This is a genomic window from Mycobacterium sp. E2238 (assembly GCF_001672665.1).
GTDB lineage: Bacteria > Actinomycetota > Actinomycetes > Mycobacteriales > Mycobacteriaceae > Mycobacterium.
Genome location: NZ_LZKF01000050.1, coordinates 1 through 12,282 on the forward strand (window position 1 = coordinate 1; position 12,282 = coordinate 12,282).

Annotated in this window: 9 protein-coding genes and 1 pseudogene; 9 read left to right on the forward strand and 1 reads right to left on the reverse strand. The window is 68.8% G+C overall.

Annotated elements, in window-relative coordinates:
- Window positions 1-138: 138 nt before the first annotated feature.
- Window positions 139-459 (reverse strand): annotated as a pseudogene (locus tag A5711_RS03900) (transglycosylase family protein); the annotation flags it as partial.
- Between the two features lie 6 nt (window positions 460-465).
- On the opposite strand from A5711_RS03900, the gene A5711_RS03905 reads away from it, so the two are divergent.
- The 9 genes from A5711_RS03905 (at window position 466) to obgE (ending at window position 12,217) form a co-directional block, all read left to right on the forward strand.
- Window positions 466-1,722, forward strand: coding sequence for a trans-acting enoyl reductase family protein (locus A5711_RS03905; protein ID WP_067944214.1), 1,257 nt, complete (start codon window positions 466-468; stop codon window positions 1,720-1,722).
- Between the two features lie 65 nt (window positions 1,723-1,787).
- Window positions 1,788-4,445 (forward strand): valine--tRNA ligase, encoded by a 2,658-nt coding sequence (locus A5711_RS03910; RefSeq protein ID WP_067944215.1) that lies wholly within the window; start codon window positions 1,788-1,790, stop codon window positions 4,443-4,445.
- Complete coding sequence (locus A5711_RS03915) at window positions 4,442-5,887, forward strand: folylpolyglutamate synthase/dihydrofolate synthase family protein (RefSeq protein ID WP_067944216.1); 1,446 nt, start codon at window positions 4,442-4,444, stop codon at window positions 5,885-5,887. Before A5711_RS03910 ends, A5711_RS03915 begins: the two co-directional genes overlap by 4 nt.
- Window positions 5,884-6,234: a DUF4233 domain-containing protein gene (locus tag A5711_RS03920; RefSeq protein ID WP_067944218.1), complete on the forward strand. Its 351-nt coding sequence runs from the start codon at window positions 5,884-5,886 to the stop codon at window positions 6,232-6,234. The genes A5711_RS03915 and A5711_RS03920 overlap by 4 nt, the downstream gene beginning before the upstream one ends.
- 71 nt (window positions 6,235-6,305) lie before the next feature.
- Window positions 6,306-6,716, forward strand: coding sequence for a nucleoside-diphosphate kinase (gene ndk / locus A5711_RS03925; RefSeq protein ID WP_067944220.1), 411 nt, complete (start codon window positions 6,306-6,308; stop codon window positions 6,714-6,716).
- Between the two features lie 331 nt (window positions 6,717-7,047).
- Window positions 7,048-9,870, forward strand: coding sequence for an Rne/Rng family ribonuclease (locus A5711_RS03930; RefSeq protein WP_067944222.1), 2,823 nt, complete (start codon window positions 7,048-7,050; stop codon window positions 9,868-9,870).
- 213 nt (window positions 9,871-10,083) lie between these two features.
- Window positions 10,084-10,395, forward strand: coding sequence for a 50S ribosomal protein L21 (gene rplU, locus A5711_RS03935; RefSeq protein ID WP_007169506.1), 312 nt, complete (start codon window positions 10,084-10,086; stop codon window positions 10,393-10,395).
- Window positions 10,396-10,410: 15 nt separating this feature from the next.
- Complete coding sequence (gene rpmA, locus A5711_RS03940; RefSeq protein WP_046186480.1) at window positions 10,411-10,665, forward strand: 50S ribosomal protein L27; 255 nt, start codon at window positions 10,411-10,413, stop codon at window positions 10,663-10,665.
- 97 nt (window positions 10,666-10,762) lie between these two features.
- Window positions 10,763-12,217, forward strand: coding sequence for a GTPase ObgE (gene obgE, locus A5711_RS03945; protein ID WP_067944223.1), 1,455 nt, complete (start codon window positions 10,763-10,765; stop codon window positions 12,215-12,217).
- Window positions 12,218-12,282 lie beyond the last annotated feature (65 nt).

Here is a 12,282-nt window from a genome sequence, read left to right on the forward strand (position 1 = left end):
CCGGGCCCCCATTACAACTGTTTGGCTTAGGGGGGGGGGGGGCCGGGCCCGCCCCCCACCCCCCCCCCCCCCAATATACGAATTTTCGTTGGGCGGGGCGGGGGGCCCCGGCACTACTTCCTACTGCGTTGTAGATGGTCAGCCGCGTCGCCCGCAGACCGGCCAGGCGCCGATGCCCTGCGAGTGCAGCACGTTCTCGGCCACCCGGATCTGCTCCTCACGGCTCGCGCCGGAGGGCGAACCCGACCCGCCGTTGGCGCGCCAGGTGCTCGGGGTGAACTGGAGGCCGCCGGCGAAACCGTTACCGGTACTGATCGACCAGTTGCCACCCGACTCGCACTGCGCGATGGCATCCCAGTTCACGCTGTACGCGTGGACCGGCGGAGGCGGCGGGGCCTCCGGGCCCGGAGGCGGCGGCAGGTTCGGGTCGAAGCCCGCGGGTGCCGGCGGCGGAGCGTCGGGCCAGTGACCGCAACGCCGCGCGAATTCGACATCGTGTTGTACGGGGCGACCGGCTTCGTCGGGAAGTTGACCGCCGAATACCTGGCCCGGTCCTCGCCTGGCACGCGCGTGGCGCTGGCCGGCAGATCCACCGACCGCTTGCGAGCCGTCCGCGACACGCTGGGTGAGTCCGCTCAGGCCTGGCCGCTTGTCGCCGCCGACGCATCCTCGCCGTCGACGCTCAACGATATGGCGGCCCGCACCCAGGTCGTCATCACCACGGTCGGCCCATATACCCGTTACGGGCTGCCGTTGGTCGCCGCGTGCGCGACGGCGGGCACCGACTACGCCGACCTGACCGGGGAGGCCATGTTCGTCCGCGAGAGCATCGACCTGTACCACAAGCAGGCCACCGACACCGGTGCCCGCATCGTGCATGCCTGCGGATTCGATTCCGTCCCTTCGGACCTCAGTGTCTATGCGCTATACCGGGCGGCGCGGGATGACGGCGCCGGAGAGCTCGCCGACACCGACCTCGTGGTCCGGTCCTTCTCGGGTGGGGTATCCGGGGGAACCGTCGCGTCGATGCTGGAGGTGTTGGACACGGCTTCCCGCGATCCCGATGCGCGCCGCCAACTCGCCGACCCGTACACGCTCAGCACCGACCGCAGCGCCGAACCCGAGATCGGGCCGCAGCCCGACCTGCCGTGGCGGCGCGGTCGCCAGATCGCGCCGGAACTGACCGGCCTGTGGACGTCGGGGTTCGTGATGGCCCCCTACAACACCCGTATCGTGCGGCGCAGCAACGCATTACTGGACTGGGCGTACGGCCGCCGGTTCCGCTACACCGAGAGCATGAGCCTGGGGTCGTCGCCGCTTGCGCCGCTGGCGTCGGCCGCGGTGGGCGGCGTCGCGAACGCCACATTCGGATTGGGTAGCCGCTATTTCCGGCTGCTGCCCCGCCGGCTGGTGGAGCGCATCGTCCCCAAACCCGGGACCGGCCCCAGCGCGGCGGCGCGCGAGCGCGGCTATTACAAGATCGAGACCTACGCCACCACGACCACCGGCGCCCGATACGTGGCGCGCATGGAGCAGCGCGGAGACCCCGGCTACAAGGCGACTTCGGTGCTGTTGGGGGAGTGCGGCCTCGCGCTCGCGCTCGACCGCGACAAGCTGCCGAACCTGCATGGCGTCCTCACCCCCGCGGCCGCGATGGGTGACGCGCTGCTGGCCAGGTTTCCCGCCGCCGGTGTGACGTTGCAGGTCGACCGGCTCTCCTAGTGACCCGGCTCACCTGCGATTTGGGCACTTACAGCGGGGTAAACGGCGCTCCCTAGAATTGACGGGTGACCGCCAGCCGCAGCCCCGCCAGCGACCTGCCCAAGTCGTGGGATCCCGCTGCCGCCGAAAGTGCGATCTATCAGAAGTGGCTCGACGCGGGCTACTTCGAGGCCGACCCGACGAGCGCAAAACCGGGATACTCGATCGTGCTGCCCCCACCGAACGTGACCGGCAGCCTGCACATGGGGCACGCGCTGGAACACACCATGATGGACGCCCTGACCCGTCGCAAACGGATGCAGGGTTATGAGGTGCTGTGGCAGCCGGGCATGGACCACGCCGGGATCGCGACCCAGAGCGTGGTGGAAAAGCAACTTGCGATCGACGGCAAGACCAAAGAGGACTTCGGCCGGGAACTGTTCGTCGACAAGGTCTGGGACTGGAAGCGCGAGTCCGGCGGTGCGATCAGCGGCCAGATGCGCCGGCTCGGGGACGGGGTGGCCTGGAGCCGCGACCGCTTCACCATGGACGAGGGCCTGTCACGGGCGGTGCGCACCATCTTCAAGCGGCTCTATGACGCCGGCCTGATCTACCGCGCCGAGCGCCTGGTCAACTGGTCACCCGTGCTCGAAACCGCGCTCTCCGACATCGAAGTCAACTACGAAGAGGTCGAGGGCGAGCTGGTGTCGTTCCGCTACGGCTCCCTCGACGACTCGCAACCCCACATCGTGGTCGCCACCACGCGGGTCGAGACGATGCTCGGCGACACCGCCATCGCGGTCCATCCCGAGGACGAGCGGTACCGCCACCTGGTCGGCACCACCGTGGCGCACCCCTTCGTCGACCGGCAGCTCCTCATCGTCGCCGACGAACACGTCGACCCCGAATTCGGCACGGGCGCGGTCAAAGTCACGCCCGCCCACGATCCGAACGACTTCGAAATCGGCCTGCGGCACCAACTGCCGATGCTATCGATCATGGACACCAAGGGCCGGATCGCCGACACCGGAACACAATTCGACGGCATGGACAGATTCGAAGCCCGGGTGGCGGTGCGTGAGGCGCTGGCCGCCCAGGGCCGCGTCGTCGCGGAGAAGCGCCCCTACCTGCACAGCGTCGGGCATTCCGAACGAAGCGGTGAGCCGATCGAGCCCCGGCTGTCGCTGCAATGGTGGGTCCGGGTGGAATCGCTGGCCAAGGCCGCCGGTGACGCGGTTCGCAACGGGGACACCGTGATTCACCCGGCCAGCCTGGAGCCACGCTGGTTCGGCTGGGTCGACGACATGCACGACTGGTGCATCTCGCGGCAGCTGTGGTGGGGCCATCGCATCCCCATCTGGTACGGGCCGGGCGGCGAACAGGTGTGTGTCGGCCCCGACGAGACGCCGCCGGAGGGCTGGGAGCAAGACCCCGATGTGCTAGACACCTGGTTCTCCTCGGCCCTGTGGCCGTTCTCCACGCTGGGCTGGCCGGAGAAGACCCCCGAGCTGGAAAAGTTTTATCCGACAAGCGTCTTGGTCACCGGATACGACATCCTGTTCTTCTGGGTGGCCCGCATGATGATGTTCGGCACCTTCGTCGGCGGTGACGACACCATCACGCTCGACGGTAGGCGCGGCCCGCAGGTGCCGTTCACCGATGTGTTCCTGCATGGGCTGATCCGTGACGAATTCGGCCGCAAGATGAGCAAGTCCAAGGGCAACGTCATCGACCCGCTGGACTGGCTGGACATGTTCGGAGCCGACGCGCTGAGGTTCACGCTGGCCCGCGGTGCCAGCCCCGGTGGCGACCTCGCCGTCGGCGAGGACGCCGTCCGGGCGTCACGAAATTTCTGTACCAAGCTGTTCAACGCCACCCGGTACGCGTTGCTCAACGGTGCGCACGTCGCACCGTTGCCCGCGCACAACGAGCTGACCGATGCCGACCGCTGGATTCTGGGACGGTTGGAAGAGGTTCGCGCCGAAGTCGATTCGGCGCTCGACGGTTACGAGTTCAGCCGCGCCTGTGAGGCGCTCTACCACTTCGCGTGGGACGAATTCTGCGACTGGTACGTCGAATTGGCCAAAACGCAGCTGGCCGAGGGGAACGCACACACCACCACCGTGCTGGCCGCCGTGCTGGACACGCTGCTGCGGTTGCTGCACCCCGTCATCCCGTTCCTCACCGAGGCGTTGTGGCAAGCCCTGACCAACCAGGAGTCGCTGGTGATCGCCGACTGGCCGGAACCGTCGGGCTTCGAGCCGGACCCCGTTGCCACGCAACGGATCAGCGACATGCAGAGGCTGGTCACCGAGGTCCGCCGGTTCCGCAGCGACCAAGGCCTGGCCGACCGGCAGAAAGTGCCGGCCCGGCTGGGCGGCATGGACGGCGCCGATTTGAGCACCCAGGTGGCCGCGGTGACATCGCTGGCCTGGCTCACCGCGCCGGGCGATGCGTTCGAGCCGTCGGTGTCGTTGGAGGTGCGGCTCGGTCCCGGCATGAACAGCACGGTCGTCGTCGAGCTCGACACCTCGGGCACCATCGATGTCGCCGCCGAGCGCCGCCGCCTGGAGAAAGACCTCGCCGCCGCGCAAAAGGAACTGGCGTCGACCACCGCCAAATTGGCCAACGAGGACTTTCTGGCCAAGGCGCCGCAGAAGGTCGTCGACAAGATCCGCGACCGCCAGCGCGTGGCCCAGGAGGAGACCGACCGGATCAACACGCGGCTGGCCGGGCTGCGGTGAGCGAGCACTCCGACTGGTCCGAGCCCGGCGAGGCCACCACCCTGGCCCCGACCCCGGATGAGATCGCTGCCTTGCTGCAGGTCGAACACCTGCTGGACCAACGCTGGCCGGAGACGAAGATCGAGCCGAGCCTGACCCGGATCAGCGCTCTGATGGACTTGCTGGGCTCCCCGCAACTGGCCTATCCGTCGATCCACATCGCCGGCACCAACGGCAAGACCTCGGTGGCGCGCATGGTCGACGCGCTGGTGACCGCCCTGCACGGTCGCACCGGTCGAACCACCAGCCCGCACCTGCAGTCGGCGGTTGAGCGGATCGCGATCGACGGCCGGCCGATCACCCCGGCGCAGTACGTCGCCACGTATCGGGAGATCGAGCCCTTCGTGCAGATGATCGACGCGCAGTCGCAAGCCGCGGGCGGGCCTGCGATGAGCAAGTTCGAGGTGCTGACGGCCATGGCGTTCGCCGCGTTCGCCGACGCGCCCGTCGACGTCGGGGTCATCGAGGTCGGCATGGGCGGGCGATGGGACGCCACCAACGTCGTCAACGCCCCGGTGGCGGTCATCACGCCGATCGGCATCGACCACGTCGAATACCTCGGTGACGACCTCGCCGGCATCGCCGCCGAGAAGGCCGGCATCATCACGAAGGCCCCCGACGGCGCACCCGACACCGTCGCCATCATCGCGCGCCAGGCGCCCGAAGCGATGGAGGTGCTGCTGGCCCAGACCGTGCGGGCCGACGCCGCGGTGGCCCGCGAGGATTCGGAGTTCGCGGTTTTGGAGCGTCAGGTCGCGATCGGCGGCCAGGTGCTGCAACTGCAGGGCCTCGGCGGGGTGTATTCCGACATCTACCTGCCGCTACACGGCGAACACCAGGCGCACAACGCGGCGGTGGCACTCGCGGCCGTCGAAGCGTTCTTCGGCGCGGGGGCGCAGCGGCAACTCGACGTCGAGGCGGTGCGGGCCGGGTTCGCCGCCGTCACCAGCCCCGGCCGGCTGGAACGCATGCGCAGCGCGCCCACCGTCTTCATCGACGCCGCGCACAACCCGGCCGGCGCGGCCGCGCTGGCGCAAACCCTGAGCGACGAATTCGACTTCCGCTACCTGGTCGGCGTGCTCAGCGTGCTGGCCGACAAGGACGTGAACGGCATCCTCGCCGCGCTCGAACCGGTTCTGGATGCCGTCGTCGTAACCCACAACGGGTCGCCGCGGGCGCTGGACGTCGAGTCGCTGGCGCTGGCGGCGGCGGAGCGATTCGGACCCGAGCGGGTGTTTTCCGCCGAGAACCTGCGCGACGCCATCGACGCCGCGACCGCCCTGGTCGATGACGCGACGCTGGACGGGGAACCCGAAGCGTTCTCCGGCGCCGGAATCGTCATCACCGGCTCGGTCGTCACCGCCGGGGCGGCACGGACCTTGTTCGGCCGGGATCCGGAATGACCGACCAGAACCGGGCAGACCCCTGGAAGAGCTTCGGCGCGGTGATGGCCGCCACGCTGCTCCTGGAAGCGATCGTGGTGTTGCTGGCGATCCCGGTGGTGAGCGCCGTCGGCGGCGGACTGACGCCGGTGTCGCTGGGCTATCTGATCGGAGTGGCCGCGCTGCTCATCCTGCTGGGCGGGGTGCAGCGCAAACCCTGGGCCATTTGGGTGAATCTCGGTGTGCAAGCCCTCCTGCTCGCCGGCTTCGCGGTGTATCCGGGCGTCGGGATCATCGGGCTGCTGTTCACGGGATTGTGGGCCTTGATCGCGTACTTCCGGGCCGAGGTGCGGCGCCGCCAGCGGTAGGGGCGGCTCCAGCGGCATCCGCCGCACTCGCCGCCCGGCCGATCGCCGCCCGGTTCTGTACGCTGTGCGCCGTGACCGAACGGACCCTGGTACTGATCAAGCCGGACGGCGTCGAGCGGCAGCTGGTAGGGGAAATCATCAGCCGCATCGAGCGAAAGGGCCTGATCATCGCTGCGCTGGAGCTCCGGCGCGTCAGCGAGGACCTGGCCGCCGCGCATTACGCCGAGCACGAAGGCAAGCCGTTCTTCGACTCGCTGCTGGAGTTCATCACCTCGGGCCCGGTGGTGGCGGCGATCGTCGAGGGACCGCGGGCGATCGCCGCGTTTCGGCAGCTCGCGGGTGGAACCGACCCGGTGGAGAAGGCCACACCCGGCACGATCCGGGGCGATTTCGGGCTGGAGACGCAGTTCAACCTCGTGCATGGGTCCGATTCGACCGAGTCCGCAAAGCGCGAAATCGCGCTCTGGTTTCCCGACGCGTAGCGCCCCGGCGAACGGGGCCGCGCCGCGCCGCTGACGGCCCGTTTGCTCACGGGTGGGTGGGGCCCGCCGAGTGATGTGGGATACTGACGGAGGGTGAACGTCGCCGGACCGGCTTCGGACACCCGAATGAAGACTTAGACAAGCGCGATCAATCGCCACCCGGCATTGGTGCGCGGCATGTCAGGCCATCATTCAGCACGGCGCCGAGCGCATTCCCCGCGAACCGCTCGGGGCGAGACCATCACAAGCCCGGGGGAAGTTAGCCGGGCCCATAGCGAAGCCCTCGCGTGGCCGCGTCGCAAGGACGCGCCCGGGGGCTTGAGGAGAATACGTGGTAGACGGTGCACCATCCGCAGAGTCATCCGAAGAGCCGACCCGGCACGACGAACTGCCGGACCGCCTGAGAGTCCATTCGCTGGCCCGAACGCTGGGAACGACCAGTAAGCGGGTGCTGGATGCGCTCAGCGCACTCGACGGACGGATACGCAGCGCGCACTCCACCGTTGACCGTGATGACGCGGTTCGGGTACGCGATCTGCTGGCCGCCCAGCCCGATGAGGGCGCCGAGGACGCCGGCGCCGTCGGCGAAAGCCCCCACGCCGAGGCCGGGGAACCCGAATCCCGGCTGATGCTCGAGACGGCGGTCGAGCGACCGCACTACATGCCGCTGTTCGTTGCGCCGCAGCCGGTACAGGCGGAGGAAGACGACGGCAACGCCGACGAGGACACCGACGCCGACGATCCCGACGTCGACGACGAAGACGACGAGCAGACCGATCGACCGGCCAACCGGCGCCGTCGCCGGGGCCGTCGCGGGCGCGGGCGCGGCCGCGGTGAGCAGGGCGGACCCGACAACCAGAACGACTCGGGCGACGACGACGAGCCGCAACAGCGGGGCCAGAAGGCGGGAGAGGCCGACTCCTCCGGCGCCGAGGACGACGACGGCGAAGACGACGAATCCGATGACTCCGACAGCGGCGACGACGGTTCGGCGGAGGGCGGCAATCGACGTCGCCGCAGGCGCCGGCGCCGCAAGTCGGGTTCGGGCGACGACGGCGATGAAAACGCGTCGCCCGACGACCCGCCGAACACGGTGGTGCACGAGAGGCCGCCCCGCAGCGGGAAGAACGGCGGCAATGGCGGAAACGGCTCGTCGAACGCCGAGATCAAGGGCATCGACGGCTCCACCCGGCTGGAGGCCAAGCGCCAACGGCGCCGTGACGGCCGCGACGCCGGACGGCGTCGTCCGCCGGTATTGAGCGAGGCGGAGTTCTTGGCGCGCCGCGAGGCCGTCGAACGGATCATGGTCGTGCGCGACAGGGTCCGCACCGAACCGCCGCATCAAGGGGCGCGCTACACCCAGATCGCCGTGCTCGAGGACGGCATCGTCGTCGAGCACTTCGTGACCTCGGCCGCGTCCGCCTCGCTGGTGGGCAACATCTACCTCGGGATCGTGCAGAACGTCCTGCCGTCGATGGAGGCGGCGTTCGTCGACATCGGCCGCGGCCGCAACGGCGTGCTCTACGCCGGCGAGGTCAACTGGGAAGCCGCCGGCCTGGGCGGGTCCGACCGCAAGATCGAACAGGCGCTCAAACCGGGAGATTACGTCGTCGTCCAGGTCAGCAAGGACCCGGTCGGGCACAAGGGCGCCCGGCTGACCACCCAGGTGTCGCTGGCCGGCCGGTACCTCGTGTACGTGCCGGGCGCGTCGTCGACCGGGATCAGCCGCAAGCTGCCCGACACCGAACGGCAGCGGCTCAAAGAAATCCTGCGCGAAGTGGTGCCGTCGGACGCCGGGGTGATCATCCGCACCGCCTCCGAGGGCGTCAAAGAGGACGACATCCGCAACGATGTCACCCGACTGCAGGAGCGCTGGAAACAAATCGAGGCCAAGGCGGCCGAGATCACCGAGAAGGCCGCCGGCGCGGCGGTCGCGCTCTATGAAGAGCCCGACGTGCTGGTCAAGGTCATCCGTGACCTGTTCAACGAGGACTTCGCGGGCCTCATCGTCTCCGGTGACGAGGCGTGGACGACGATCACCGACTATGTGAATTCCGTTGCGCCCGACCTGGTTTCAAAGCTGAACAAGTACGAACCGCCCGGCGGCGCCGACGGTCAGCCGGGACCCGACGTCTTCGCGGTGCATCGCATCGACGAGCAACTCGCCAAGGCGATGGAGCGCAAGGTGTGGCTGCCTTCGGGCGGCACGCTGGTGATCGACCGGACCGAGGCCATGACGGTGGTCGACGTCAACACCGGCAAGTTCACCGGGTCCGGCGGCAACCTCGAACAGACGGTGACCAAGAACAACCTGGAGGCCGCCGAGGAGATCGTCCGGCAGCTCCGGCTGCGTGACATCGGCGGCATCGTGGTCATCGACTTCATCGACATGGTCCTCGAGTCCAACCGTGACTTGGTGTTGCGGCGGCTCACCGAGGCGCTGGCCCGCGACCGCACCCGCCATCAGGTGTCCGAGGTGACGTCGCTGGGCTTGGTTCAGCTGACCCGCAAGCGGTTGGGCACGGGGCTGATCGAGGCCTTCTCGACGTCGTGCACCCACTGCGGCGGCCGGGGGATCGTGCTGCACACCGACCCGGTGGACTCGGCCCCCTCGAACGGTCGCAAATCGGAGTCCGGTGGTCGCCGCGGCAGGCGGTCCAAGAAGAAGGGGGCCGAGGAGCCGGTGGTGGCCAAGGTGCCCGCGCACGCTCCCGGCGAGCACCCGATGTTCAAGGCGATGGCCGCCGGCGGGTCCGGGCACGCCGACCGTGACGACGACGAGTCCGACGAGTCCGCCGAGGAAGCGACCGGCGAGCTCGACGAGCGGAAGCAACGGGACGTGGCCGACGGGGCGGACACCGACCAAGAGGACTTCGAAGACACCGACGAAGACACCGACGACTCTGACGACGACTCTGAGGACGATCTCGACGACGACGACGAGGATCTCGACGACGAGGAAGACCTGGGCGAGGACGACGAGGACCTCGAGATGGACGACGACGACCTGGACGTCGAGGACGACTCAGACTCCGATGACTCCGATTCCGACGAGGATTCCGACGGTTCCGTCAACGGCGGATCGGGCTTCGGGCGTCCGCGGCGGCGTCGAGCGGCAGGCAGACCGGCGGGGCCGCCGATCCACGCGGACTGACCTGGACCAGTTTGACCCTGTAGCCGCTGGTCAAGTACCCTAGGACAGTTGTCGTCAGGCCGGGTGGACTTTGGCCGGCGGCAGCGGGACTCCCGGGCAGCCGGCGCAGACCCGCACCCCAGACCCACTTAGCTTTGTCCGAGCGCACCGCCGGTGGCTCGCGCGCGAAGAGCCGAAGAACGGCTGAGCAGAGGAAAGAAGGCAGGAGCAACGATGGCGACCTACGCAATCGTCAAGACAGGCGGCAAGCAGTACAAGGTCGCCGTCGGGGACGTGGTCAAGGTCGAGAAGCTCGACTCCGACCCGGGCGCGAATGTGTCGCTTCCCGTCACGCTGGTCGTGGACGGCGCGAAGGTGACCACCGACGCGGCCGCGCTGGCCAAGGTGGCGGTGACCGGCGAGGTGCTCGAGCACACCAAGGGCCCCAAGATCCGTATCCACAAGTTCAGGAACAAGACCGGCTATCACAAGCGTCAGGGGCACCGTCAGCAGCTGACGGTCCTGAAGGTCACCGGGATCAAGTAGCGGGAGGCGACAGACATGGCACACAAGAAGGGCGCTTCCAGCTCGCGCAACGGCCGGGATTCCGCCGCTCAGCGGCTGGGCGTGAAGCGGTTCGGCGGCCAGATCGTCAAGGCGGGCGAAATCATCGTTCGTCAACGTGGCACCAAGTTCCACCCCGGCCTCAACGTCGGGCGTGGCGGTGACGACACGTTGTTCGCCAAGGCCGCCGGAGCCGTCGAGTTCGGCATCAAGCGCGGCCGCAAAACCGTCAGCATCACGCCCCAGGTCTAAGCCTCACGAGCCGGGGGCAGCGCCCCCGTGCGGGGAACGCTGCGGCGGCGTTGCGAGGTATTTCGCCCTGGCGTGACATTCGAAGGGCTGGTATTCGATGCCTCGATTTGTCGATCGGGTCGTCATCCACGCGCGAGCGGGTTCCGGCGGTAACGGCTGCGCGTCCGTCCATCGGGAGAAATTCAAGCCGCTGGGCGGTCCCGACGGCGGCAACGGCGGCCGCGGCGGCAGCATCGTGTTCGTCGTCGACCCGCAGGTCCACACCTTGCTGGACTTCCACTTCCATCCGCACGTCACCGCGCCCTCGGGCAAGCAGGGGATGGGCAACAACCGCGACGGCGCGGCCGGCGCCGACTTGGAAGTCAAAGTTCCCGACGGCACCGTGGTCTTGGACGAAAACGGCCGGCTGCTAGCCGATCTCGTGGGTGCGGGCACCCGCTTCGAAGCCGCGGCGGGAGGCCGTGGCGGCCTGGGCAACGCCGCACTCGCATCGCGTGCCCGCAAGGCCCCCGGCTTCGCGCTACTCGGTGAGCAGGGCGAAGCGCGGGACCTGACGCTCGAACTCAAGACCGTCGCCGACGCCGGCCTCATCGGTTTCCCCTCGGCCGGGAAATCGTCGCTGGTGTCGGCGATCTCGGCGGCCAAGCCGAAGATCGCGGACTACCCGTTCACCACCCTGGTGCCCAACCTCGGTGTGGTGTCGGCCGGCGAGCACACCTTCACCGTCGCCGATGTGCCGGGCCTGATTCCCGGCGCGTCGCAGGGCCGCGGTCTCGGCCTGGATTTCCTCCGGCACATCGAGCGCTGCGCCGTGCTGGTGCACGTCGTCGACTGTGCTACCGCCGAGCCGGGCCGCGACCCGATGTCCGACATCGATGCGTTGGAAGCCGAACTCGCCGCGTATACGCCCACCCTGCAAGGCGATTCGACCCTGGGCGACCTCGCCGAGCGGCCACGGGCGGTGGTGCTCAACAAGATCGACGTGCCCGAGGCGCGGGAACTCGCCGAATTCGTCCGCGACGACATCGCCGAACGCGGCTGGCCGGTGTTCCTGGTGTCGACGGTATCGCGGGAAGGCTTGCAACCGTTGATCTTCGGGCTGTGGCGGATGATCTCGGAATACAACGCCACCCGCCCGCAGGTCGTGCCGCGGCGGCCGGTCATCCGGCCGGTTCCGGTCGACGAGAGCGGCTTCACCGTCGAGCCGGACGGTGAGGGTGGCTTTGTGGTCACCGGCGCCCGCCCCCAGCGTTGGGTCCGGCAGACCAACTTCGACAATGACGAAGCCGTGGGCTATCTCGCCGACCGCCTGGCCCGGTTGGGTGTCGAGGACGAACTGTTGCGCCTCGGCGCGCAACCCGGGTGCGCCGTGACCATCGGGGACATGACATTCGACTGGGAGCCGCAAACACCTGCGGGACAACAGGTTGCGATGAACGCCCCGATGTCTGGGAGAGGCACCGACGTGCGGCTGGAACGCAGCGAGCGCACCGGGGCGGCGGAGCGCAAGGCGGCCCGCCGTCAGCGCCGCGAACGCGGTGACGAGTCGTGAGCGCCGGCGACGATGCAGTGGGGGCACCGCCCGCTTGCGGGGGACGAAGCGATGAGCAGGAGCGG

Excerpts from the sequence above, each read along its gene's own strand:
- rpmA (WP_046186480.1), top strand. The coding sequence starts at position 10,411 with ATGGCACACAAGAAGGGCGCTTCCAGCTCGCGCAACGGCCGGGATTCC.
- rplU (WP_007169506.1), top strand. The coding sequence starts at position 10,084 with ATGGCGACCTACGCAATCGTCAAGACAGGCGGCAAGCAGTACAAGGTC.
- A5711_RS03920 (WP_067944218.1), top strand. The coding sequence starts at position 5,884 with ATGACCGACCAGAACCGGGCAGACCCCTGGAAGAGCTTCGGCGCGGTG.
- obgE (WP_067944223.1), top strand. The coding sequence starts at position 10,763 with ATGCCTCGATTTGTCGATCGGGTCGTCATCCACGCGCGAGCGGGTTCC.